This is a genomic window from Bradyrhizobium sp. BR 1433 (assembly GCF_051547665.1).
Classification (GTDB): Bacteria; Pseudomonadota; Alphaproteobacteria; order Rhizobiales; family Xanthobacteraceae; genus Bradyrhizobium; species Bradyrhizobium australafricanum.
This window is the reverse complement of record NZ_JBPUGG010000001.1, coordinates 237879-262031: the sequence shown is the minus strand read 5'-3', so window position 1 is coordinate 262031 and position 24153 is coordinate 237879. Positions and strand designations below refer to the sequence as shown.

Genomic DNA, 24153 nt, shown 5'->3' with positions numbered 1-24153 from the left:
CGCTCGTGCGCTTCGTCCCCGGCTTGGGTTCCCGAAACTCCCCAACCTCTCCACCCTCTCGCCTTGCTTTGGTCAAACCGGACTGGAGTCGTGGGGCAGGGTCAGGGGTCAATACAGAGCGTAAATTTGCCGGCCGCCCATTTGCGGTTGACCTTGGAATGAAACGGGGACCGCCATGCAATCGACACTGAAAGACGCAGATCCACACGATATTTTCGCGATCGAACCGAGCTTCGCTCCGGTACGTCCGGACAACGCCGCAGCGCCAGCCGGAAGGGCAGCGCCGGGGCAACGCGAGCCCTATTTCGGCTCGAGCCTCGCGCCTACGTCCACCCCCCCGGTCGCATCCGCCGCGACCGTCGCCTCGGTGCCGCCGGTCACGCCAATGTCAGTGGCGGTCGAGCCGGCCTATAGCGCGCCAAGCCATGACGGCCGACTGGACGACATCAGATTGGACCGCGCGCCGCGCCCCACCAGCAAATGGGCGATCCGCGCCTTCTGGTTCTGCTTCGCGATCGCCGGCGCGATGGGCACCGCGGCGTGGCAGCACTATGGCGATCGCGCCAAGCAGATCGCCGCCGAGTGGGCGCCTCAGATCGCTGCACTGACTTCGCTGATCCCGGGCAAGGCAGCCTCCGCCTCGGATCAGGCGAGTGCGCCGCCAGCACAGGCGGCGGCCACCGATCAGGCGGCAGCTGAAGCCGCACCGGCCACTCCGCCACAGGACGTCGCCACGGCCGCGCCCGCGGCAGCCGCGCCGGCACCCGCCCCTGCCGCGGCACCGGCTGCGGCAGCAGCGCCGGTTGCGCCCGCTACCGCGGCGGCACCAGCCGCAGCGGCACCTGACCAAACACAGTTGCTGCAATCGATGGCCCGCGATCTCACGTCGATGGGACAGCAGATCGAGCAGTTGAAGACCAGCATCGATCAGCTCAAGGCCGGCCAGGATCAGTTGGCACAGCGCGTCGCGAAGACGACCGAGACCAGGGCCGTCGAGCCGCGGCCGGTCGCTCCGCCGCGCCCGCGCGCCGCGGTCACGCCGCAGGCGGCGCCGCATGCCGCCGTTGCGCCGCCACCGGTGCGCCGGCCGGCGCAGGCCTATATCCCGCCGCCTCCGCCGCCCGCTTCAGCAGCGCCGCTGCCGGCTCCCGCCGCCCCGCAGGCCGTTGCGGCACCGCGGCCGGTGCAGCAGCAGTCCTCGGTTGTTGACGCGGATGATGGCGGGCCGGTGGTTCGGCCGCCGATGCCGCTGCGCTGAAGCCTGACTGACCTTTAAAAAAGCGTGCGGCCGATCGCGATGACGCGATCGGCCGCAATACACTTTGTATTCGAATTACGCGCTCTGTCCCGGCGGCAGAACGACCACGGTCGCGCCCGGCTTGACCCGCTGATAAAGGTCGATCACGTCGCCATTGGTCATGCGAATGCAGCCCGACGAGATCGCCTGCCCGATATATTCGGGCTGGTTGGTGCCATGGATGCGATACAGCGTGTCCTTGTTGCCCTGGTAGAGGTAGATGCCGCGGGCGCCGAGCGGATCGGCCGGTCCACCGGCGACACGCTTCGGATACGGCCCGAGCCGCTCCTGGATATCCTGGGTCGGAACCCAATCCGGCCATTCGGCCAGGCGGCCGACCGTGGCGACGCCGGAGAAAGCCATCGCCTCCTCGCCGACAGCGACGCCGTAACGGATCGCCTTGCCGCCGGGCAGCACGTAATAGAGGTAGCGCGCGTCGGTATCGACCAGGATCGAGCCCGGCTGCTCCCGACGGGTGTACTCGACAATGTGCCGCTGGAACTGCTGCGGGATCTTGGCATCCGCATAGGGCGGATGCGCCAGCAATTGCCGATCGCGCGACGTCATCGCGACATCCGTCGCCGGCGACAGCGTCGCCTGCATGCAGCCGCCAAGCGCAAGCGATCCCACCAGCACCGCAGCAAGCCCCAACTTTGACACGATCATTCTCCCCTGCGTCAACTTGTGCCACATGCTGCCGAAATCGTGCTCAAATCGTGGCAGCGAGGTTGGAACACGTCTGTTTGATCGGTTCTTTCCGTGAGTGTGTCCTGGCGGTTGCACTCGGTTCCCTTGGACGCTAGCCTCGCAAAAAACGTCCAAAACCTCCGGAGGAAATTCATGCGTTACGCTCTGCTGATCGGCGGCCTGATTGTCGCAGCAACCCCTGCCCATGCCGATCCGCGCGCGGCCTATGTCACGATGGTGCTGCAGGCCTTTGCCGCCAAGGTCGAGTGCCCCGGCACCGATCTGGTTTATCAGGACCTCGTGCAGCGGGCGCAGGACATGCATCTGCCCGACGGCACCACCGAGAAGGTGCGCAAGGCGATCGCCTTCATGCATACCGGCGGCAAGATGGGCGAGAAGCAGGCCGACGACCTGATGACGGAAGTTGCGATCGCAACCCAGACCACCGACCTCGATCAGCGCCGCGCCGGCAGCATGACGACCTGGTGCCAGGACCAGAAGACGCGGCTTGCGGGCTACATCAGGACGAAGGAATAGAAAGCGTTTTCGAGCGAAGCCTGTCCCACACTTGATGCGGGATGGGCACCGGTTCGCGTGAAGAAAACGCGTCGAACGAGAATCCTCAATCGAGCTCCGGCGGCGCGAACCAGTTGGTCAGCGACAGGCCGCCGTCGACCACGATCGACGCCCCGGTGACGTAACCGGAGAGCTTGTGCGAGAGCACGGCAAGCGCCATCGGCGCGAGATCGTCCGCCTGGCCAAGCCGCCCGAGCGGAATGTGCTTTGCCAGCGCGGGATCGGCGACGAAGCCGCCGGCCGCGATCGCGCCGGGCACGAGCGCATTGACGCGGATGCCATAGCGGCCCCAACTCTTGGCAAGCTCCTTCACCAGCATCGCCATGCCGGCCTTCGCGGTCGAGTAATGCGGCAGGTTGCGCGGCGTGCCGACATGCAGCGAGGTGAGCAGCAGGAACGAGCCGGGCGTCTTCGCCGCGATCAGCCTGCGCGCCAGTTCGCGCGACAAATGAAAGCCGGCATCGAGATTGACCGCATGCATCTGCCGCCAGATCTCTTGATCGACGGCCATCGCATGATCGGCTTCGCGGCGCGGCGGCGAAGCACTGTGGACGAAATGGGTCACCTGCCCGAGCGAGGCTTGCGCATGCGCCAACAGGGCGTCGCACGCCGCGTGCTGCGCGAGATCGCCGGCCCACGCGACCGCGAGTTCGGGACGGGGCGCGGCCTTGATCGCCACCAGAACCCTGTCCTCATACAGATCGGCAAACACCGTCCGCACACCTTCGCCGACCAGGGCCTGCGCAATGGCGCGGCCGATGCCGTTGCCCGCGCCGGTGACCAGGGCTGTCTCGCGTGCGGGATCGAACGGCGATGTGAAGAGGCTCATGATCGCGAAACTCCCGGGATTGGCAGACCTGCGCTCAGTAGGGCGGCGCCTTGCGCGCCCGCTGTGCCTTGGCGGCTTCGATCCACCAGGAAAAATCCTCGGCAAAGCGCGGAAAGGCGCGTTCGAGCGCCTTGCCGCCCTCGCCGATCGGCTTGCCCTCGGCCGACAGCGTCTGCGCGATCGGCCCCGCACCGATCGTGCTCGATACCACCACCATGCCCATCTCGGACAGCGTACCGTGCCAGGCGGTCGCGGCACGCACGCCGGCGAACCGCCCGGCCGAATAGCTTGCGATCGCCGCGGGACGCCAGAACCATTCCTCGAGGAAATGGTCGGTCAGGTTCTTCAGCCCGGGCTGGATGCCCCAATTGTATTCGCCGGTGACGAACAGGAAGCCGTCAGCGTCGCGGATTTTTCCGGCCAGCGTTTCGAGCACGGCCGGCGCCTGCCCCTTGGGATGTTCCTTGTACATCCGGTCGAGCATCGGCAGGCCGACCTCCTTGGCATCGATCAACTCGACATCGTTGCCGCGGGCACGAAGGCCGTCGACGACGAAGTGTGCCAGCCGGATGCCCATGCGATCCGAGCGATAGGAGCCGTAGAACACGAGTATGCGGTGGGTCATTGGGCGATCCTAGCATGGTGCGGCAACAGCGTCCTGCGGCGCGGCGCGCGGTGAGCCGCCGCGCACAAGTGTTAACCGGCATTCCGGCTCGCTTCGCCGGCATTAAGCAATTCGTCGCAGGCCCTTCGCCGTGGCCAAAAATCGCCAGATTTGTTTTCTGGATATGTTTTCGCTTCGAGAAGGAGGAACCGACATGCGGATCGCAAAGCTGGTTTTCGCAGGCTCGCTCGCAGCCATCGCCGCCGTTGCCACGCCCGCGCTGGTCAAGAGTACCGAGCGGCAGAAGGCCGACGACAAATCCACGACCACCACCTCGTCCGGCTGCCAGGCCTATCAGCAGGCCGCCGATGGCACCTGGAACCAGCTCCCCTGCGGCGAAGCGGGCTCGAACGGCGCCACCCAGCACCGCCCCGCGGCCAAGGGCGCTGACGACGACGAGCACTGACGCGTCACGCCCTGCCGCCACGCGCGGCCGGGCGACGCGGCGCCTTCGACTTTCGGACCAAAACGGCCGGGCCGTTGCGGCGGCTCCCGCATCATAAACCCAAGCTTAATGCACGCCCGCTACGGTTGAGGCCTCCCCTCTCTCGTCAAGAATGGCGCGCATCCCATGAAAATCGGTACTCTCCTGACGGCCGCGATCGTCTCATTGTCCGCGGTCGGCGGCGGACTGGCGGCCTATGTCGCGGTGACCAAGTACCAGACCATGGACAAGATCTCGACCGCGCAGAGCCGGCTCGAAATCGTCCGCGCCGTCGGCGACATCCCGCGCTACATGAACTCCGAACGCGGCATGTCCACCAACCTCTTGTTCAGCACCGGTGCGATCGACCAGAAGCAGATCACCGATCTCGACAAGCTGCGCAAGCTGACCGACGGCGCGCTCGCCAAGGTCAATCAGGTCCGCGCCACGCTGCCCGGCTCGCTCGACGACGGCGAAGCGGTTGCGAGCGCGATCGATGCGCTGAAGGCCAAGTTCGCCGCGCTCCGCGACGCGATCGAGAAGGCGATCGCAGGTCCGGTCGATGCCCGCCGTCCGGCGGCAACCAAGATCGTCGCCGACAACTCCGTCTTCAACGCCGGCGTCACCGTGCTGCTCGACGAGCAGGTGCGCCGCCTCGCCGGCCTTGACGGCAACGCCTACCGCCAGGCCAGCTACGCCAATGTCGCCTGACGCTGCGCGACACCGGCGGCCTCAATGCCAGCCTGCACAAGGCGCTGGTCGGCGCCAAGCGCGTCGCGACCGAACAGGAAAAGCTGGAGCTGTTCCGCAGCACCGGCCGCACCGAGCAGATCCTCTCGACGCTGCAGGAGTTGCGCAACAATCCGGCGACATCAGCCAATGTCCTGACGGCGCTGGGCAAGATGCAGGCCGACTACGTCGAGCGTTTCGGCAAGGCGCTGAAGCTCGCCAAGGAAGGCGCGATCTCCGGCAAGTATGAGCAAGACGTCGAGACCTATTACGCCGAATCCCAGATCGGCCTCGCCTCCATCATCACCGTGCGCGACGCATTCTACGAGAATGCCGAGCAAGGCCTTGCGGGCGCGTATTCGTCGGCGCGCTTCAGCTTCGTGGTGGCGCTGATCGGGCTGCTCGCGGTCGTTGCCGTCAGCGCCGGCCTGATCGTCATGGTCCGCCGCCGCATCCTCAACCCGATCGCGGCCCTCACCGGCCGGATGTCGCGTCTTGCCGCGGGCGAAGTTGCCGAGACGATCCCGGGCGCCGCGCGCAAGGACGAGATCGGCGCGATGGCCGCCGCCGTGCAGGTGTTCAAGGACAACAAGATCGAAGCCGATCGCCTCGCTGCCGAGAAGGAAGCCGAGAACGACGTCAAGATGCGCCGCGCCCGCGTGCTCGACGATCTGACCCGCGCCTTCGAAGCCAAGGTCACCGAGCTGGTCGGCGGATTGTCCGCGGCATCCTCGGTGATGGAGGACACGGCGCAATCGATGTCGGCCACCGCCGCCGCCACCAACCGCCAAGCCGCAATCGTCGCCGCGGCGTCCGATCAGACCTCGACCAACGTGCAGACGGTGGCGAGCGCCACCGAGGAGCTGACCTCCTCGATTTCGGAGATCGCCCGCCAAGTCGCGACCTCGACCGAGATCGCCGCGCGCGCGGTCGACCATGCCCGGCGCACCGGCGACACCGCGCGCTCGCTGGCCGAGGGCGCGCAGAAGATCGGCGACGTCGTGACGCTGATCCAGAGCATCGCGGCACAGACCAATCTGCTCGCGCTCAACGCCACCATCGAGGCGGCCCGCGCCGGCGAGGCCGGCCGCGGCTTTGCCGTGGTCGCGTCCGAGGTGAAGTCGCTGGCCGGCCAGACCGCGAAGGCAACCACGGAGATCTCCGAACAGATCACCGCGATCCAGACCGCGAGCGACGAGACCGTGACGGCGATCCGCAGCGTCATCGACGTCATCACCGAGATCGACCAGATCGGCACCGCGATCGCCGCTGCGATCGAGGAACAGGGCTCGGCGACCAAGGAGATCTCACGCAGTGTTCAGGAAGCCGCGCGCGGCACGCAGGAGGTCAATTCCAACATCTCCGGCGTGCAGCGCGCCGCGGACGACACCGGCGGCGCCGCGAACCAAGTGCTCGGCGCAGCCGAACAGCTCTCGACGCAGTCCAAGGACCTCGCCGGCCAGGTCAACCGCTTCCTGTCCGACGTGCGGGCGGCGTAACCGAGAGCACGTGGCGACCACGTGGCAGGTTTTCTCCTCGTCATTGCGAGGAGCGACAGCGACGAAGCAATCCATGTCTCCACTGCGGCACGATGGATTGCTTCGCTTGCGCTCGCAATGACGGGTTTGCCTGAGGGCCGCGCGCCCTGCTAGCCGCCGCGCAGGCCGAGCACGCGGCGGGCGATCGCCTGGCGATGCACCTCGCTCGGCCCTTCGTACACCCGCATCAGGCGCGCCTTCTGCCACAGCGCGTTCAGCGGCAATTCCAGCGTCACGCCGAGCGCGCCGAGCGTCTGCATGGCGTGGTCGCAGGCGTCATAGGCCATCTCGGTCGCGAACACCTTGATCATCGAGGCCTCGTGGCGGATGTCCTCGCCGCGGTCGGTCTTGTCGGCAGCCTCGCGCACCATCAGCCGGCACGCATGCATGCGCGTGGAGATATCGGCGATCCACCACTGGATCGCCTGGCGCTCGGCGAGCTTGACGCCGAAGGTCTCGCGCTGCCTGGCGTGCTCGCACATCATGTCGAGCGCACGCTTGGTGATGCCGACGCAGGTCGATCCCATCTCAAGCCGCCGCGTCCGCAGCCGCAGCTGCATCGGCGCGTAGCCCTTGCCGACCTCGCCCAGCACGGAGTCCTTCGGGATGCGGCAATCCTCGAACACGATCTCATAGGTCGAGCCGCCGCCGACCATCGGAATCTCGCGCTCGATGACGAAGCCCGCCGTGCCCTTCTCGACGATGAAGGAGGTGATGCCGCCCTGGCGCTGATCGTTGCCGACCCGCGCCATCACGATGATGAAGTCGGCGGCGCGTGCATTGCTGATCCAGATCTTGCGGCCGTTGAGCACCCACTGTTCGCCTTCGAGCACCGCGCGCGTCTTCATGCCCGCGGGATCGCCGCCGGCGCCGGGCTCGGAGATCGCGATCGCCGAGGCCATCCGGCCTTCGATATAGGGCTGCAGATATTTCTTCTTCTGCGCGTCGGTACCGACCGCCTGCAGCATGCGCAGGTTCGGCGAGTCCGGCGGCAGCACGAACGGCACGCAACTGCGGCCGAGTTCTTCGTGCACCGCAGCCATCGTGCGCGTCGGCAGGTCGTGGCCACCGAGATCCTCGGGCGCATCGAGGCCCCAGAGGCCGAGCTCCTTCGAGACGTCGCGCAGCCGCTTGCGCTGTTCCGACGTGAGCTCGGGGTGATCGCTGCCGGGCAGCTTCGATTTCAGATAGTGCGGCTCGAGCGGGATCAGTTCGCGATCGACGAATCTCGCGACGGTCTCGCGGATCATGGCTGTCTGTTCATCGTCGCTCATCTGGGATTCCTCGCCCGCGCGGTTGTGCTTCAAAAAACCAGTAGCGCATTTTTTACCGGCGAGAATAGCGGAAACGCGCAGCCGTGCTCACGCTCGCGCGATGGTTTCACGGCGCGGAATTCAATATCCCGCGGCGTGGTCGGCGCGTACGCAAATGCGCCGGACACGCCCGTGCATCGCGCAACCGAGCGTGCCGCACGAGGTTGTTCCCCTGAGCAAGCGAACGACGCGGCGCTAATCGGCAAAGCCGACGTAGCGGACAAAATCGTTGTTGGCCTCGCGGTCGGAGCGCACCGCATTGGCGGCAAAGCTGTCGTCGGGATAGCCCATCGCGACGCAAGTCATGATCACCTCGTCTTCCGGGATGTCGGCGACCTCGCGCACGATGTCGGAGCGCATGATGCCCTGGCCGTTGATCACGCTGCCAAGGCCGCGATCCCAGGCTGCCAGCACGATGCCGTAGCAGAGCGCGCCGAGATCGAAATGGCAGACCGCGCCCGGATCGAGGATCCGGTCGTAGGTCAGGACCAGCGACACCGGGGCGTCGAACTGGCGGAAGCCGCGCAGCACCCAATCCTGCCGCATCGGCTTGTCGTCGCGGGCGATCCCCATCGCCCCGAACAGCTTCTTGGCGATGTCGACCTGGCGGCCGCGGTGCACGCCCTGGTATTCGCCATGGCTGATGATGTCGCGCTTCACCTTGGCACCGGCGACCATCTCTTCCATGTTGCGGCGGCGCACTTCCTCCAGCGGCGCCCCGGCCAGGACGTGGACGTGCCAGGGCTGGGTGTTCATCGAGGACGGCGCGCGCTTGGCCACCTCGATGATCTCCTCGACTGTCGCCCGCGACACCGGCTGCTTCTTGAACCCGCGCACGCTTTTGCGTGACTGTACCAGCGTCTCAAATTCCATTCCGCGCTTCCCCGATTTTGTTCCGCGCTGCACGCGGAATTTCCTTGATCTGATCGGGTTATTTTATCGACAAAATCGGCCATGGGAACTTGATCGGGCCAAGAATCCCGTATCCAATCCGGCCACTGGTTTGGTTTAGGGAGAACCCAGATGAAGCGGATTTTCTTGGCGGCGGTGATCGCGACCTTTGCCGCCGGTTCGGCATTTGCACAGGACGCCTCCTGCGAGACGAAAGCCGTCGGCAAGGACGGCAAGCCGCTGGCCGGCGCGGCCAAGACCTCGTTCATGAAGAAGTGCACTACGGATGCCTGCGAGACCAAGGCAGTCGGCTCCGACGGCAAGAAGCTCGCCGGCGCGGCCAAAACCTCGTTCATGAAGAAGTGCCAGAGCGGCGCCTGAGCCCCTCGCCGACGCCTTTCCCCCTCATCGGGACAGACTTCAATCGGGACAAACATCGGGTCGCGCAGGGCGCGGCCCGAACGGCTATTGGCCGGTGGATCGCCCCTGATAGGCGGGCGCCCTCAGAACGAGACGCCGACCCGCACGCCCCTGCTCCAGACCCGCCGGCAACGCTTCCGGGTGTTGCCGTGAAACATTTCGAAACGTTCCGGCAACTGGATCGGTTTGGCAAATTCCAGGCACGCCCCGCCGGCCGAATAGTCCACCAGCCGGCACTCGATCAGCGGCGCCTTCGGTTCAAGCTGGAGCTCGACCACGCTGGACACGCATCCGCTCGGACGAACACGCGCAAATCTCCGGGGATGCATTGCCGTCGCCTCTGGTGAAATCGTACCCACAGGCTCGTCGGCGGCCGTTAAGATTCCGTTCAGATCGATGGTTACGAACCGTGTCCGCGGGACGGATCGGCGCGGGTGGCGCCCGGACGGCGCGAGGCGGCCAGCGTCTCCGACGGCGCTTCTCCGAACTGCGACCGATAGCTGCGCGAAAAATCGCTTAAATGCCAAAATCCGTAGGCCAGCGCGCACGTCTTGACACTCGGCGCACCGGCCAGCAGTTGCTGGCGCACCAGCCAGAGCCGGCGCAACCGCAAATAGCGATGCAGGCTGACGCCCCGGTAGCGCTGGATGGCGTCATGCAGCGTGCGCACCGACACGCCGATCTGCCTGGCAAGTTCGCCGCTGTAGATCGGGTGCGCCACGTCGCCTGCCAGAATTGCGCGCGCGTCGTTGAAGACCTTGAACTGGCGCGTCGTGTTGGCCCGCATCGTCCACTTGGCCGGTACGATCTCGGCGAAGGCGTTGTCGATCGCCGCAAGCAGCGTCTCCTTGATCGACTCGCCGCTAGCGAACGGGGCATCATCGGTCGGCTGCGAGGTCACGAGCAGGATGTGCCTTACCACTTCGCGCAGCCGATCCTGCGCGCGTTGAGAAATTTCGTGAATGCTGAAATGAAGACCCGGCTGTGGCCAGCCGCGGTCGACAATCTCCGGCGTAAACATCACCGAGGCATATTGGCGGGGCGTCTCCTCCACCGACGAGTAGAACGCGCCGCCGCCACCGAGCACAATGACCGCGCGATCGCGCTCGACGCCGTTGAAGCGGATCGGGACCCCGTCATCCATCGTGAAGCCGACCGCAGTGGTGTGCGGCGCAAGCTGTGCGTCGACGATCCGCGGAAAGGACTGCGTGTAGTTGAGCTCGCATCCCGGCAAACTCAGGATGACCTGCTCGGCCGAAATCTTCCGCGCAAGTGGCGTGAAATCAACATCCAGATTTCGGATCGAACTCCGGAATGCATCAACATCGTCAAAACGAAAAACTCTCGGCACCGGTAATGGCGCCGTCAAATGACCGCTCCCGTGAAATACTCTTGAAAAATTGCGTGCGACGCGGCGCCTTGCGCGCCGGCCGCATCAATAAATTCCATGCACAAAATGCGAATCGTCCAATAGGTTCAATCAGGAAAAATGCGGTCCGTTCGTCGAACCGGACAATCCGCCAATGTAACGCGGCTGCCGAATTTCGATAGTCTTTAGCGGGATATCCACCGCCGCAATCGGCCCTCCCCATCAATTTCTATACCCCTATTAAAGATTCGAGGAGCAAATTGGCATCGGGAACGATGATGTTCCTCGTCGCGGACCATTTTAGAGACCGCAATGACAGTCATTGCCTCGCCCGATCTTATTGCCAAACTCGACCATGTCTTGAAAGCTGGTTCGCCCGACCTCCGCACGCGCATGCTGCAGGAGGTGGCCGGGTTGTTTCTCGAAGACGCTCACCGCCTCAGCGCGCACCACGTCGAGATGTTCGACGGCATCCTGGTCCGCCTGACCGAGAGCGTCGAACTACGGACCCTGACCACGCTCAGCCGCTCGTTTGCCGATTTGCGCCTGGTGCCGCGGGAACTCGCGCGCCGTCTGGCCAACCATGACGACGCCGATGTCGCCGCTCCGATCCTGCGCAAATGCGAATGCCTCCCCGATGCCGACCTGATCGACATCGCCTGGATGCGGGCCGAGGGACACCTCTGCGCGATCGCAGGACGCAAGGCCGTCAATGCGGAGCTCACGGACATTCTCGTGATGCGAGGCGACAGCAGCGTGCTTCGAGTCCTCGCGCGCAATCCCGGCGCTGATATGACCAGCGCAGGCCTCGCCATGATGGTCGATGCCGCCGAGCGCGACGACGACATCGCCGACGCGCTGATATCGCGCAGCGACCTGCCCCATCGCGTTCTTGTCGACCTCGTGATGCGATCAACGCCGCGCCAACAGGCCCGGCTGCTCAAACGCGCACGCCCCGACATTCAGGACGCGATCCGCGCTGCGATCGATGCCAGCGCAGCCCGCGCCTACGCAACCCCACCAGCCACAATCGACTATGCGGAGGCGCGGGCCACCGTGCTGGCCTTGAACAGAACCGGGCAGTTGAACGATTCCAGCGTCAACCGTTTCGCGATCAGGCGAGAGGTCCGCAACGTCGTTGCGGCGCTGGCGCAGCTCGCAACCGTTCCGATCGAGACGATCGCACCGCTGATAGAAGCCGCCGACATCAGCGGACTCGTGATCGCCTGCCGCGCATCGCGACTGAACTGGAACACGACGGCTGCCATCGTCAGCTACCGGAAGGCCGGCCTGACGGTTGCACCCGATGAGCTGCAGCGCGCACGGGACATGTTTGAAGGACTGGCGCTATCCAACGCGCAGCGCACGATCCGGTTCGGTTCGCTTAGCGAGCTGACCGCGAAGCGCTCCCAGGCAGTGTGAGTGATGCAATGACGTATGGTGACCGCAGGGCGGAACGCGTCAGGCTCGAGACGCGCTATCCCGTCAATCTCATGGGTGTCGACGGCACGTGGCGGCGGAGTTGCATCCTGCTCGACGTCTCGCAGAGCGGGGCCCGGCTCGAGGTCGACGGATCGCTCGATGTGCTGAAGGCCCAGGAGTTCTTCCTGGTGCTGTCCTCGCGTGGACTGGCCTTCCGCCGCTGCGAACTGGTTCGCGTCGACGGTGCCGAGATCGGCGTGAGGTTCATCGAAGAGAGACGGCGAAAGGGACGCCCCGTCATTCCAAGGTGAGGATTGCAAAATGAGGATTGGCGCAACCGGCCCGAAGGGAAGTTGACGACATGACCGTACAGAGAGCGACCAACATCAGGGTATCGACCGCCTCCGCCGCACCGTTGCGCGGGACCATCGAGATCGACTGCGCCGGCACCGTCGCGACGTTTGCGATCGACGAGGAAATGGCGCATCGCCTGTGCGCCGATCTGGAACGGTTTCTGACCCAGGTCCCGCGCCGGACCCGCGCAGCGCGGTGACCTTGAGCTACCGACTGTCGCGCGCCTACTCCCGCTTGAAGCGATAGTCGAAGCGATCGCCATCCGCCTTGATCAGGCCGACCGTCGGGGCCGGAAAATGGATCGGCAGGATCAGCGTGTCGGTCTCGGCAACGGAGGCAAAGAATTTCCGCCGCGATATCGCCGACTGCTTCGGGTCCCAATCGGGCTTGGCCGACCATTCCGGTTCGCGGCACTGGATTGCATGGTGCATCAGGTCGCCCGCGACCACCGCGCGCTGCCCCTTCGAGAAGATGTTGATGCAGCAATGGCAGGGCGAATGGCCCGGGGTCGGCGTCAGCGTCACGGTGTCGTCGAGCGCGTAGTCGTCGTCGACCAGGAGCGCCTGCCCGGCCTCGACGATCGGCAGACAATTGTCGCGGAACACCGTACCGGGCGGATTGGCGCCCTTGGCGTTCTCGGCCTCCCAGGCCGCATACTCGCCCTTGTGGAAGACGTATTTCGCGTTCGGGAAGGTCGGCACCCAGCGCCCGTCGCGCAGCGTCGTATTCCAGCCGGTGTGGTCGATGTGCAGATGGGTGCAGAACACATAATCGATCTGCTCATAGGAGATGCCGAGCGCGAACAGCTCGTTGCGCCAGCGCTCCTTGCCCGGGAAGTCGAACGGCGGCGGGTGGCCCTTGTCCTCGCCGGTGCAGGTATCGACCAGGATGGTGTAGCGCGGCGTCCGCACCACGAAGGTCTGATAGGTGATCACCATCATGCCGCGCGCGGCGTCGAAGACCTCCGGCTCCATCGTCTTCAGATGATGCTTGAACACATCGTCGTTGTAGGTCGGGAAGAAATCCTGCGGCCGCCGCCACGGTCCTTCGCGCTCGATCACCGCGTCGATCGTGATGTCGCCGATCCTGATCTGCTTCATGGTTGTTTCGCTCCCGGTTTTTTGTAAAGCGTAGCGGGCGGCACTTCGCCTCACAAGCCGAGCGCCGTGCAGCACGCCATGCGGCTTTGCATTGCTGGAGGGAAACAACCATGCCGCAATTCATCCGAAATCCTGCTCATGCTGCGGGAATGACCCATTGCGCGATTCCGATCGTCCTCCTGATGCTCACGACATTGCCGACAGCGGCGGCAGCCGCGCCCGACACCGTTTTCTTTCCGAGCGCCGACGGCAAGACCGAGATCGTCGGCTACCTGTTCAGGCCGCAAACGCCGGGCCCGCACCCTGCCATCGTGCTGCTGCACGGCCGCGGCGGCCCCTATTCGACCAACGTCAACAAGGACTGCACGCTGGTGTCGCGGACCAATCCGTCGGCGGCCTGCAATGCCGGCAGCCTGTCCAAGCGCCACGCGATGTGGGGACAGTATTGGGCCGACCACGGCTATTTCGCGCTGCTGCCGGACAGTTTTGGTCCGCGCGGCAAGGCGCACGGCTTCGGCCGCTACACGCATGACGATCCTGATCGCAGCGACGTCAATGAAAAGACTGTGCGGCCGCTAGACGCCGAGGGCGCGCTGAGCTGGCTGCGCAGCCAGAAGGAGATCAGCAGCAACCGCATCTTCCTGCAGGGATGGTCGAATGGCGGCAGCACCGCGCTGAACGTGATGCAGCGGCAAGGCGCGACGACGTCGGGGTATCGCGCCGCGCTCGTGTTCTATCCGGGCTGCGGGCCGGCCGCGCTGCTGGCGCAGACGCTCGGGTCGGCAGCACCGATCACGATGTTGCTCGGCACGGACGACGAGGAAGTATCGCCCGACCGCTGCCGGGACGTCGCCAGCCGCTCCGTTGCTGCCGGCAGCAAGATCGACGTCGTGGTTTATCCGGGTGCCACCCACGATTTCGACGATCCCGGCCGTCGCCGCCAGTCGAATCCCGCCAACAGCGCGGCGCTCCAGGACGCGATGGTGCGGGCGATTGCCGCAGTGGACGGCTTGAAGGATTAGGCCGCCGCAAATCGACCAGAAAGCCCCCCTACCCGGGCCGGCGATCCAGCAAGGAACCGAGTTGCTTGGGCAGGAAACTGGAATACGCGGCAGCGGCGATCGTTGCCGTCGCCGCCGCAATCTACCTTAACAACACGAGCCTTCTCGCAACGCATGCCGGCGGCAAGCCGGTGCTGCTCGCCCATCGCGGCATGGCGCAGCGTTTCGACGAGCGCGACCTCAAGAACGACACCTGCACCGCGGCGCGCATGCTGCCGCCGACCCATGACTATCTCGAGAACACGATCCGCTCGATGCGGGCGAGCTTCGAGCGCGGCGCCGATATCGTCGAGCTCGACGTCCATCCGACGACCGACGGCGAGTTCGCGGTGTTTCACGACTGGACCGTCGATTGCCGCACCGATGGCCAGGGCGTCACCCGCGAACAGCCGATGGCGCGGCTGAAGATGCTCGATATCGGCTATGGCTACACGGCCGATGGCGGCAAGACCTTCCCGTTCCGCGGCAAGGGCATCGGCCTGATGCCGTCGCTGGACGAGGCGCTTAAGACCTTTCCGGATCGCCGGCTCCTGATCAACGTCAAGAGCCGCGATCCCTCCGAAGGCGAGAAGCTCGCAACGGTCTTGAACCGGCTCGCCGCCGAACGGCGCAAGCTAATCATGGTTTATGGCGGCGACGAGCCGATCGAGACGATCCGGCGGCTTGCGCCGGAGACCCGAACCATTTCGCGCGCGACGCTCAAGAGATGCCTCGTCCGCTATATCGGCTATGGCTGGACCGGCATCGTTCCTGATGCCTGCCGCAACGCCATCGTGCTGGTGCCGATCAACTACGCGCCCTGGCTATGGGGATGGCCGGACCGCTTCCTCAACCGCATGGCCGCGGCCAACAGCGCGGTCTTCGTGCTCGGGCCTTATCAGGGCGGCGAATTCTCGACCGGGGTCGACGATGCCGACCTGTTCCGGCGCCTGCCCGAAAGCTATTCCGGCGGGATCTGGACCAACGAAATCGAGACCATCGCCCGCCTCGCCGGGCGTTAGATCCGGCCTCCTCCTGTCATCTCTCCGTCATAGAAATTGTGCGACTGAAGCGGCTCGTCGCATCGAGGACAACGCTATGAACGCACCGAGCCTGACCCGCCCCAAGATCGCCGAAACCGTCATCGAGCCGACGGTCAAGCTGCGCGAGGTCAGGGTCGGACGTTGCTGTGAGGTTCTCGGCGACACCGCGATCGAATACACCGAGCTTGGCGACTACTCCTATCTCGGCAGCGGCTGCATCGTCGCCGACGCCGTGATCGGCCGCTTCTGCGCGATCGCGGCGCAGGTCCGGATCGGCGCGCCCAATCATCCGCTCGAGCGCCCCTCCCAGCATCGCTTCACCTATTGTCCGGAATATTACACCGCCTCAGCCGAGCGCGATCATGACTTCTTCAGGAACCGACGCGCGGATCGCGTCGTGATCGGTAACGACGTCTGGATCGGCCACGGCGTGATCGTGCTGCCCGGCGTCACCGTCGGAGACGGCGCGGTGCTGGCGGCCGGCGCCGTGGTCTCGCGCGATGTCGCGCCCTACACCATCGTCGGCGGCGTGCCGGCCCGGCCGATCAAGGAGCGGTTCAACCGCAAGATCGCCGCCGAGCTGTCGCAGATCGCCTGGTGGAACTGGCCGGCTGAAACCATCTGGGAGCGCCTGCCGGAATTCCAGTCCGGCGACGTCGAGGCGTTTTGCGCGCGATGGCGGACTTGAGCTAGCTCCGCAGTCCCGGCGCTTCCTGGCCGGTACGCGCGACATACTCAGTGTAGCCGCCGCCATATTGGTGGATGCCGTCAGGGGTCAGCTCCAGCACGCGGTTGGAGAGCGCGGCGAGGAAGTGCCGGTCGTGCGAGACGAACAGCATCGTGCCCTCGAACTCGGAGAGCGCATTGATCAGCATCTCCTTGGTGGCGAGATCGAGATGGTTGGTCGGCTCGTCCAGCACCAGGAAGTTCGGCGGATCGAACAGCATCTTGGCCATCACCAGCCGCGCCTTCTCGCCGCCCGAGAGCACCCGGCACTTCTTCTCGACGTCGTCGCCGGAGAAGCCGAAGCAGCCGGCGAGCGCGCGAAGGCTGCCCTGCCCGGCCTGCGGAAACGCGTCCTCCAGCGACTGGAACACGGTGCGCTCGCCATCGAGCAGGTCCATCGCATGCTGGGCGAAATAGCCCATCTTGACGCTGCCGCCGACCGCGACCGCGCCGTCGTCGGGCTCGGTTGAACCGGCGACCAGCTTCAGGAGCGTCGACTTGCCGGCACCGTTGATGCCCATCACGCACCAGCGCTCCTTGCGACGGATCATGAAGTCGAGGCCGTCATAAATGCGCTTGCTGCCATAGGCCTTGTGGACGTTCTTCAGGCTGACGACATCCTCGCCCGAGCGCGGTGCCGGCTGAAATTCGAACGCCACGGTCTGCCGCCGCCGCGGCGGCTCGACCCGTTCGATCTTGTCGAGCTTCTTGACCCGGCTCTGCACCTGGGCGGCGTGCGAGGCGCGCGCCTTGAAGCGCTCGATGAATTTGATCTCCTTGGCGAGCATTGCCTGCTGCCGCTCGAACTGCGCCTGCTGCTGCTTGTCGGAGAGCGCGCGCTGCTGTTCGTAGAACTCGTAATTGCCGGAATAGGTGGTGAGCTGGCCGGCGTCGATCTCGACCACCTTGTTGATGATCCGGTTGATGAACTCGCGGTCATGCGAGGTCATCAGCAACGCGCCCTCATAGCCTTTCAGGAACTGCTCGAGCCAGATCAGGCTTTCGAGATCGAGATGGTTGCTCGGCTCGTCGAGCAGCATGACGTCCGGACGCATCAAGAGGATGCGCGCCAGCGCCACCCGCATCTTCCAGCCGCCGGAGAGTTTGCCGACGTCGCCGTCCATCATCTCCTGGCTGAAGCCGAGACCCGCCAGCGCCTCGCGCGCGCGGCCGTCGAGCGCATAGCCGTCGAGCTCCTCGAACTGATGCTGCACCTCGCCATAGCGCGCGATGATATCGTCCATCTCGTCGGCCTTGTCGGGGTCGGCCATCGCGGCCTCGAGTTCCCTGAGCTCGGCCGCGACCACGCTGACGGGCCCTGCCCCATCCATCACCTCGGCGACCGCGCTGCGGCCGGACATCTCGCCGACATCCTGGCTGAAATAGCCGATCGAAATGCCGCGATCGAGCGAGACCTGGCCCTCGTCCGGGATTTCCCGGCCCGAGATCATCCGGAACAGCGTGGTCTTGCCGGCGCCGTTCGGCCCGACGAGGCCGATCTTCTCGCCCTTCTGGAGCGCCGCGGAGGCTTCGATGAAGAGGATCTGGTGGCCGACTTGCTTGGAGACGTTATCGAGGCGGATCATGCTCTAATACTGGGGAACTGAGGGTTTGCGGCCTCTTATTCGATCTGGGACGTGGGTGGAAGCCCATTCCGCAGGTTCGTGCCGCGTTTCGTGCATGCCACGATCGTTGCCAATCGAATATGACATGAAGCGGTTCGACGATCGGTTTTGGGGCATCTTATGCAAGTCTGGTTTCTCTATCTGCTCGCGCTCGGCGCCGGCATCTGCGTCGCCGTTCAGCAGGTCCTGAACGGCAATCTCAGGTCCGCCCTCAACTCGCCGGCCTGGGCCGGGCTCGTCAGCTATCTCGGCGGGCTCGTGACGATGGCGGTCGTGCTGGTCGCGACGCGCGAGCCGGTGCCGTCCTGGAAGCTGGTGACGGCGGTGCCGTGGTGGGCCTGGAGCGGCGGCGTCCTCGGCGGCATCTTTATCCTGCTGATGATCCTGCTGCTGCCGCCACTCGGCGCCGCGACCCTGCTGGCACTGGTGGTTGCGGGTCAAATGCTCGCGGGCATCGCGATGGACCATTTCGGCTTGTTCGGGCTGGCGCAGCACCCGGTGTCGGTTTCACGGCTGGCCGGCATCGCGCTGATCATCGGCGGCGTGCTTCTGATCAAGGATTGACGGGCTCTCGTCAGGCGCGGCGCATCAGGCGCAATTCGGCGGACAGGCGAAGGCTGCGCTTGCCGGCCAGCGCGATGCCTTCGAGCTCGGCACCGTCCGCACGGCACGAACCGGCAAAACCGATGCCGACTTCATAACCGCCGAACACCGGGTACTCGCCCTTCGCCGGCGTATGCTCCTGGTTGACGATCTCGCCTCGCCAGCGGCCATCGGCCGACGAATACGAACCGAGATAGTAGAAGAACGCATCGCCGCCGAGAATGCGGCCGTCCATCAGCAGCATGACCCCGGTGAGCCCGGCATCGACACCGTCGAGCGCGCGCAGATGGATCGAGTACAGTCCGTTGACGATGCCGCCGGGACCGACCGCCCCGCGCGGCGGCAAGGCCTCGTCGTCGAGCGGCGCCAAATTCGCCCAGAACACGCCGTCCGGCATGGCGTCAGCCTTGCCCTCGAGCAGGATGGTGGACCCCTCGCTCCTGCCGCGCACCTTGATGACGGTGACGTCGGCGCCCATCAGCGGCTTGAAGTTCGGATCGTCATTGTGGCGCTCGGTGATCACCTCGGCGGCGATCTCGCCTTCCGTCACCTGATAGGTGCCGAGATGGGCAAAGGCCGAATTGCCGCCCAGCATCCTGCCGTCATGCATGCACATGATGCTGCGGCCGAATGCGCCGTTGATGCCGTACTCGACCTTGTAAAGTCCGTTGAGCACGCAAAAAATCCAAAAAAATAAAATTGATTCTGTTCGCCACATAGCACCGGGCCGAACGCCGCACCATTGCGTCTTTTGGCGCAGGCAAACCCGCGATGTCCGGGTGTGGACAGCGGCCAATTCGTCGCTTAGCTGTAGGCACCGCCCGCGTCGTGCTGCGTCACGCGGGATCCGGTCTGCCGGTTCTCTGATCTCCCAGTTCATTGTGTCCAAGCATTTGCGCATTCCGCCAATGGTCGCGCGGCCGCACCCGGCCTCGACACAGGCGAGGCTTCGAGGAGCATCACATGATCAATCGCCTTGGCCTGGCGGCGCTGGCGCTGCTGCTCGGCAGCGGTGGCACAGCCCTGGCGCAGTCGCTGCCCGACTATATGGGACCGATCTCCGGTAAGACCTCATCAACGCCGGCCGACGTCGCGACCAAGGACGTGCTCGCGCTCAACACCGGCATGTTCGAGCTCTATGGCGATGCGGCGCGGATTTTCCAGAAGAACATCCTCGACAAACACCCTGTGATCCTCGGCCTGTTCTCCGGCGCCGGCGGCCGCCTGATCCTGTACCGGCCGGGCAAGCCGCCGACCGAGGCGCCGCAGGTGCCGATCGTCTATCAGCTGCTCAAATCGGTCGGCCACAGCACGATGGCGCTGGCCGAGGTGGTCGGCCCCTATGTCAACAATCCCGACGACAAGGCATGGCGCGGGTCGATGCAGGCCTATCGCAGCCGGATGCAGTCGGCGCTCGACGGGCTCGATGCCACGCCGATGCAGGCGGACTGGCGCGACAACAACCGTGCCATCCTCAAGAACAACATCGCCTTCATGGATGAATGCCTCACCGCCGGCGCGATCCCCTTCGCGACGCTCGAGGCGTTCGGCAAGAAGCAGGCGCCGCTGCTCGCCAAGAACGTCGCCTGGGCCGCGCAGACCCAGGTCGCGCACTGGATGACGGTCATGGCCGACTGGAAATCCCAGCTCGGCGCCGACTGGGACAAGACCTACGGCGCGAGCAACACGATCTATGTGGCGCGGCAGAACAACGTGATCTTCAGCGTGCTGGCGCAGTTCTTCGGGCCTGACGCCATCAACAGCCGCCTGATGCTGATCGAGACGATCTCCTTCACCACGACGCCGTCGGACATGCTGGAGTCGCTGACCCGGATCATCGCGGACCGCTCGGTCGGCGCGCTGTTCTTCGGCAGCTATCACCTGATGGACTATGAGCTGATGGGGGGCGACGCGCGCGAGGCGATCATTGCCGAGACCAAGAAGCGCGGCATGACCGCCTTCCTGCCGCCGCTGGTGCCGTTCGGTTCCAAGCAGTGGCCGACGCTGATCACGCCAGGTCCGGGACCGGCCACCATCGCCGACCTGAAGTGAGCCCAAAGCAACAAGTGAGGCAGCTACGACCTATTGCGGCGTTGCGGTTGCGCTCGCTTTGCCGCAATACTTTCGCGTGTATTGCACCAATTGTTAAACCCCGGCGCGATATGCCGTCGTCGAGGTGTCGATGAAAGATCAGACCATGCGGCCTTCGCGACGCGATTTCGTGAAGTGGTTGTCGGCAGGCGGCATCTCGGTCAGCCTGTCGCATCTGGCGCTGGCGAAGGAACCGGCTTTCGCGACCCGCGAGACGCTGCCCGGCCGCGGCCATTTCAACCCGGCGGAAAAGGGCGCCGGCCGTGTCGACGGCGTCGCCAAGGTCACCGGCGCAAAACTCTACGCGTCCGACTTCCGCGCCGCCGACATGCCGGGCTGGCCCGCGACCACCGCGCACGCCATCCTGGTCCGCGCCGATGACGCGACGCATGTCTATGCCGGCATGGACCTCGCCCGTCTCGATGGTCCGGCAAAGCCGTCGGTTATCGTAACCGCTGCCGATCTCGACCGGATCGGCACGCGGGTCCCGGAGTTTTACACCGGCGACCTGTTCTGCCCGGTCGGCAAGACGCCGCTCTATCTCGGACAACCGGTCGCGCTGTTGATCTTCGAGCAGTTCGACGCCTTCGACCGCGCGCGCCTCGCGCTGCGCGACGGCGGCTTCGTCAAATTCGGCGACGAGACCGGGCCGGTCATCCTGCCGAACTACGGCGCGTATCGCTTCACGCGCGTGGCGGGCGCCTCGCCTGACGCGCCCGACGTCTATTCGCCGATCCAGGCCGGTTGGGTTTCGCCGAGCCGCATCCAGAACGCGGCGCTGCCGGTCTGGCTGCCGCTCGCCAAGGAGACCAAGGCCGACTACGCCAAGGCCGCAACCCATGGCGAAGCGATCCGCGCCCAACTCGCCAAGGACGATCCGACACAGCTCGTGCTCGACCGCGAGTTCGAGACCCAGTCGGTCGATCCGATGTTCCTCGAGCCGGAGAGCGGGCTCGCCTGGTACAGCGACAACAGCGGCAATCTCGAACTGGTGCTCGGCGTGCAGTCGCCCTATGAGGCGACCGAGTTCGATCGCCTTCATGTTCGGCAAGGCTCGCCCGCCGTTCCGGCCCTCGCACATCAACGCGCAGTTCGCCCATGTCGGCGGCGGCTTCGGCGGCCGCGACCATACCCCGTTCGTGCTTTACGTGGCGCTGGCGGCGATGTTCTTTCCGGGCCGTCCGGTGCGGCTGGCGCAGGACCGCTACCAGCAATTCCAGGGCGGCATCAAACGCCACCCGATCAAGATGCGCTCGCGGATCGGCATCGATCGCGCGAGCGGCAAGATCACGGCATTCGCCGCCGACCATGTGCTCGACGGCGGCGGGCTCGCCAACTTCTCCGCCAATGTCGCGGTCGTTGCCGCGACGGCTGCGATCGGTATCTACGACATCCCGAAAGTCGACGTCACCACCGTGGCGCTGCATTCGCGCGGCGTCACCGCAGGCTCGATGCGCGGCTACGGCACGCTGCAGACCATGACCGCGCTCGAAGTCCTGATCGACGAGGCGGCGAGCGAGCTCAAGGTCGATCCGATCGCATTCCGGCGCAACAATGCGCTGAAGCAGAACGGCCGGACCATGACCGGCAATCCCTACATCGTGTCGGTGCGCACATCAGACATCCTCGACAAGCTCGAGAAGCATCCGATCTGGCGGCAGCGCGCTGACTTTAAGCAGAAGGCGCCGGAGGGGCGGCTGGTCGGCACCGGCGTCGCTTGCGTCACCAAGGATTACGGCTCGGGTGCGGATTGCTCGCTCGGCCGGGTCGAGATCGATGCCGAAGGACGGATCGCGATCCACTGCGACCACGTCGAAATGGGCAATGGCGTCGGCACCGCGCTCGCCAACCGGGTCGCGAGCCATCTCGGCGCCGTCGCCGATGAGGTCGCGGTCTCCCGCGTCGACAGCTATGACGCGCTTGGCCTCGTTACCTCGGGCGATCCCTACACGATGGATCAGAAGACCCAAGATATCGCCGAGAGGAACCCGCGCTGGGTGCCCGCGATCAGCTCGGCGACCAGCGCGTCGATCGGCGCCCATGTCGGCACGCACTCGTCGGCCGAGGCGGCCCGCATCATCTTCCGCTTCGGCCTGTGGCCGGCGGCGCTCGAGCTCTGGCACATCGCCAAGGCCGATCCCCGCGCCCGCCAATGGGACAAGGCGCACTGGAAGGATGGCCAGCTGGCGCTCGACGATCTCGCGCCGCTGCCCTTGCCGAAGCTTGCCGCGACCGCGCATGCGCGCGGCTTCGTCACCGGCGCCATCACGCACAGCTTCTCGCGCTGGGCCTGGTCGCGCGCCCGCTTCCCGCTGTTCGGCGAGCAGTACCGCGCCGAGATCGACGCGCTCGCTATTCGTCGCGGCCGGAGCCAGTTCGAGCGGATCGACCGAACAAGCGTGAAATTCCCGCCGACCGACAACAACCGGATCGGCACCGCCTACACCTCGATGTGCGGCACGCTGGTCCGTGTCGAGATCGAGCGCGCGACCGGCAGCTTGCGCATCGCAAAGGCCTACAGCGTGTTCGAATGCGGCCAGGCGCTGGTGCCCGAAGTGGTGCTCGGCCAATCGCACGGCGGGTTCGCGATGGGCGTCGGCTACGCATTGCTGGAAACCCTGCCCCCGTTCGAAGGCGGCCCCGGCAACGGGCAGTGGAATCTCGGCCAGTACCTGATCGCGCGCGGCTCCGACCTGCCGCTGCACGATCTCGAGATCGAGATGCTGCCGCCGCTGACGCCGGACGAGCCGCCGAAGGGCATGGCCGAGGTGGTGATGATCCCGATCGTGCCGGCGCTGCTCAACGCCATCAACGATGCGACCGGCCACCGCTTCCGCTCATTGCCGGTGACAACAAGCCTGCTCAAGGGAGCGCTGGCGTGACGACGCTCAACCTTACCATCAACGGCCAGAAGCACGGCCCGATCGAGGTCCGCGACGACCTCTCGATGAACGATTTCCTTCGGGAAATGCTCGGGATGACCGGCACCAAGTTCGGCTGCGGCGCCGCGCAATGCCTGAGCTGTGCCGTCATCATCGATAATCCCGACGGCACGAGCTACACCACCCCGACCTGCGTGGTGCCGGCCGCGAATTTCGAGGGCAAGGCGATCCGCACCGTCGAGGGCCACGCCAGGGACGGCGAACTCTCGGCGTTGCAGCGCGCCTTCATCGACCACTTCGCGTTCCAGTGCGGCTATTGCACGGCCGGCTTCCTCAACGAGGGCCAGGTGCTGCTCGAACGGCTGGCGAAGACGCCAGTAGCGCGGGATCAACTCGAGAGCGTCATTGCGGATGCGCTCGACGGCCATCTGTGCCGCTGCACCGGCTACATCAAGTATCACCAGGCGGTGCGCGACGTGATCCTCGCCGATGCCAAACGCTATCTGACCGCCAGCAAGTGAGCGCGCAAG

The 24153-nt window shown here is 65.5% G+C and carries 23 protein-coding genes and 2 pseudogenes; 15 read left to right on the top strand and 10 right to left on the bottom strand.

Annotated features, from left to right (window positions below; all coding sequences use genetic code 11):
- The first annotated feature begins 385 nt into the window (after positions 1-385).
- A complete protein-coding gene (locus ACSKB9_RS01325) occupies positions 386-1258 on the top strand; it encodes a hypothetical protein (RefSeq protein ID WP_438071234.1) in 873 nt (290 codons plus the stop codon).
- 75 nt (positions 1259-1333) lie between these two features.
- Here the strand turns inward: ACSKB9_RS01325 and ACSKB9_RS01320 are convergent, their stop codons facing one another.
- Entirely contained in the window at positions 1334-1963 is a 630-nt protein-coding gene (locus ACSKB9_RS01320; RefSeq protein ID WP_438071233.1) for a L,D-transpeptidase, read from the bottom strand.
- A 174-nt stretch (positions 1964-2137) separates the two neighbouring features.
- On the opposite strand from ACSKB9_RS01320, the gene ACSKB9_RS01315 reads away from it, so the two are divergent.
- Positions 2138-2521 (top strand): hypothetical protein, encoded by a 384-nt coding sequence (locus tag ACSKB9_RS01315; protein ID WP_016843931.1) that lies wholly within the window; start codon positions 2138-2140, stop codon positions 2519-2521.
- An 85-nt stretch (positions 2522-2606) separates the two neighbouring features.
- On the opposite strand, the gene ACSKB9_RS01310 is transcribed toward ACSKB9_RS01315, so the two are convergent.
- Together ACSKB9_RS01310 and ACSKB9_RS01305 are read right to left on the bottom strand one after the other, a co-directional pair.
- Positions 2607-3389 (bottom strand): SDR family NAD(P)-dependent oxidoreductase, encoded by a 783-nt coding sequence (locus ACSKB9_RS01310; RefSeq protein WP_438071232.1) that lies wholly within the window; start codon positions 3387-3389, stop codon positions 2607-2609.
- A gap of 34 nt (positions 3390-3423) precedes the next feature.
- Positions 3424-4014, bottom strand: a complete 591-nt coding sequence (locus ACSKB9_RS01305) for an NADPH-dependent FMN reductase (protein WP_057019944.1) — start codon at positions 4012-4014, stop codon at positions 3424-3426.
- A gap of 193 nt (positions 4015-4207) precedes the next feature.
- On the opposite strand from ACSKB9_RS01305, the gene ACSKB9_RS01300 reads away from it, so the two are divergent.
- Both ACSKB9_RS01300 and ACSKB9_RS01295 read left to right on the top strand, forming a co-directional pair.
- Positions 4208-4459 (top strand): hypothetical protein, encoded by a 252-nt coding sequence (locus tag ACSKB9_RS01300; protein ID WP_438071231.1) that lies wholly within the window; start codon positions 4208-4210, stop codon positions 4457-4459.
- Between the two features lie 165 nt (positions 4460-4624).
- Positions 4625-6705 (top strand): annotated as a pseudogene (locus tag ACSKB9_RS01295) (methyl-accepting chemotaxis protein).
- 149 nt (positions 6706-6854) lie between these two features.
- Here the strand turns inward: ACSKB9_RS01295 and ACSKB9_RS01290 are convergent.
- The gene (locus ACSKB9_RS01290; protein ID WP_438071230.1) at positions 6855-8018 is read right to left on the bottom strand and encodes an acyl-CoA dehydrogenase family protein; all 1164 of its coding nucleotides are present in this window, start codon (positions 8016-8018) and stop codon (positions 6855-6857) included.
- Positions 8019-8252: 234 nt separating this feature from the next.
- On the bottom strand, positions 8253-8930 hold the full coding sequence (locus tag ACSKB9_RS01285) for a nitroreductase (protein ID WP_438071228.1): 678 nt from the start codon (positions 8928-8930) through the stop codon (positions 8253-8255).
- Positions 8931-9080: 150 nt separating this feature from the next.
- Between ACSKB9_RS01285 and ACSKB9_RS01280 the strand changes: the two genes are divergently transcribed.
- Positions 9081-9329 (top strand): hypothetical protein, encoded by a 249-nt coding sequence (locus ACSKB9_RS01280; protein WP_021079659.1) that lies wholly within the window; start codon positions 9081-9083, stop codon positions 9327-9329.
- A 122-nt stretch (positions 9330-9451) separates the two neighbouring features.
- Here the strand turns inward: ACSKB9_RS01280 and ACSKB9_RS01275 are convergent, their stop codons facing one another.
- Positions 9452-9697: a PilZ domain-containing protein gene (locus tag ACSKB9_RS01275; RefSeq protein WP_438071226.1), complete on the bottom strand. Its 246-nt coding sequence runs from the start codon at positions 9695-9697 to the stop codon at positions 9452-9454.
- A 71-nt stretch (positions 9698-9768) separates the two neighbouring features.
- Positions 9769-10512, bottom strand: coding sequence for a helix-turn-helix domain-containing protein (locus ACSKB9_RS01270; protein ID WP_438071224.1), 744 nt, complete (start codon positions 10510-10512; stop codon positions 9769-9771).
- A 774-nt stretch (positions 10513-11286) separates the two neighbouring features.
- On the opposite strand from ACSKB9_RS01270, the gene ACSKB9_RS01265 reads away from it, so the two are divergent.
- From ACSKB9_RS01265 to ACSKB9_RS01255, 3 genes are read left to right on the top strand one after another with little or no spacing between them, the layout of a single operon-like run.
- Positions 11287-12159: a DUF2336 domain-containing protein gene (locus ACSKB9_RS01265; RefSeq protein ID WP_438080013.1), complete on the top strand. Its 873-nt coding sequence runs from the start codon at positions 11287-11289 to the stop codon at positions 12157-12159.
- A gap of 8 nt (positions 12160-12167) precedes the next feature.
- Entirely contained in the window at positions 12168-12470 is a 303-nt protein-coding gene (locus tag ACSKB9_RS01260) for a PilZ domain-containing protein (protein WP_057019938.1), read from the top strand.
- A gap of 50 nt (positions 12471-12520) precedes the next feature.
- Positions 12521-12712 carry a hypothetical protein gene (locus tag ACSKB9_RS01255; protein WP_076832084.1) on the top strand — a complete coding sequence of 64 codons (192 nt, stop codon included), beginning with the start codon at positions 12521-12523 and terminating at the stop codon, positions 12710-12712.
- Between the two features lie 25 nt (positions 12713-12737).
- On the opposite strand, the gene ACSKB9_RS01250 is transcribed toward ACSKB9_RS01255, so the two are convergent.
- The gene (locus tag ACSKB9_RS01250) at positions 12738-13613 is read right to left on the bottom strand and encodes an MBL fold metallo-hydrolase (protein ID WP_057019936.1); all 876 of its coding nucleotides are present in this window, start codon (positions 13611-13613) and stop codon (positions 12738-12740) included.
- 110 nt (positions 13614-13723) lie between these two features.
- On the opposite strand from ACSKB9_RS01250, the gene ACSKB9_RS01245 reads away from it, so the two are divergent.
- The 3 genes from ACSKB9_RS01245 to ACSKB9_RS01235 all read left to right on the top strand — a co-directional run bounded on the left by ACSKB9_RS01245 (position 13724) and on the right by ACSKB9_RS01235 (position 16384).
- Positions 13724-14635, top strand: a complete 912-nt coding sequence (locus ACSKB9_RS01245; RefSeq protein ID WP_438071222.1) for a dienelactone hydrolase family protein — start codon at positions 13724-13726, stop codon at positions 14633-14635.
- A gap of 65 nt (positions 14636-14700) precedes the next feature.
- The gene (locus ACSKB9_RS01240; RefSeq protein WP_438071220.1) at positions 14701-15675 is read left to right on the top strand and encodes a glycerophosphodiester phosphodiesterase family protein; all 975 of its coding nucleotides are present in this window, start codon (positions 14701-14703) and stop codon (positions 15673-15675) included.
- 76 nt (positions 15676-15751) lie between these two features.
- A complete protein-coding gene (locus ACSKB9_RS01235) occupies positions 15752-16384 on the top strand; it encodes a DapH/DapD/GlmU-related protein (protein ID WP_168857003.1) in 633 nt (210 codons plus the stop codon).
- A 1-nt stretch (position 16385) separates the two neighbouring features.
- Here the strand turns inward: ACSKB9_RS01235 and ACSKB9_RS01230 are convergent, their stop codons facing one another.
- The gene (locus tag ACSKB9_RS01230) at positions 16386-18008 is read right to left on the bottom strand and encodes an ABC-F family ATP-binding cassette domain-containing protein (protein ID WP_253608876.1); all 1623 of its coding nucleotides are present in this window, start codon (positions 18006-18008) and stop codon (positions 16386-16388) included.
- Positions 18009-18167: 159 nt separating this feature from the next.
- Between ACSKB9_RS01230 and ACSKB9_RS01225 the strand changes: the two genes are divergently transcribed.
- Positions 18168-18611, top strand: a complete 444-nt coding sequence (locus ACSKB9_RS01225) for a DMT family transporter (RefSeq protein WP_016843015.1) — start codon at positions 18168-18170, stop codon at positions 18609-18611.
- A 10-nt stretch (positions 18612-18621) separates the two neighbouring features.
- Here ACSKB9_RS01225 and ACSKB9_RS01220 read toward each other — a convergent pair whose 3' ends face one another.
- Positions 18622-19326, bottom strand: coding sequence for a GrlR family regulatory protein (locus tag ACSKB9_RS01220; protein ID WP_057019933.1), 705 nt, complete (start codon positions 19324-19326; stop codon positions 18622-18624).
- Between the two features lie 287 nt (positions 19327-19613).
- Between ACSKB9_RS01220 and ACSKB9_RS01215 the strand changes: the two genes are divergently transcribed.
- The 3 genes and pseudogenes from ACSKB9_RS01215 (at position 19614) to ACSKB9_RS01205 (ending at position 24144) form a co-directional block, all read left to right on the top strand.
- A complete protein-coding gene (locus ACSKB9_RS01215) occupies positions 19614-20702 on the top strand; it encodes a hypothetical protein (protein ID WP_438071217.1) in 1089 nt (362 codons plus the stop codon).
- A 145-nt stretch (positions 20703-20847) separates the two neighbouring features.
- Positions 20848-23623: pseudogene (locus tag ACSKB9_RS01210) on the top strand (xanthine dehydrogenase family protein molybdopterin-binding subunit).
- Positions 23620-24144, top strand: a complete 525-nt coding sequence (locus tag ACSKB9_RS01205; RefSeq protein WP_438071216.1) for a (2Fe-2S)-binding protein — start codon at positions 23620-23622, stop codon at positions 24142-24144. The pseudogene ACSKB9_RS01210 and the gene ACSKB9_RS01205 overlap by 4 nt, the downstream one beginning before the upstream one ends.
- The last annotated feature ends 9 nt before the right edge of the window (positions 24145-24153 follow it).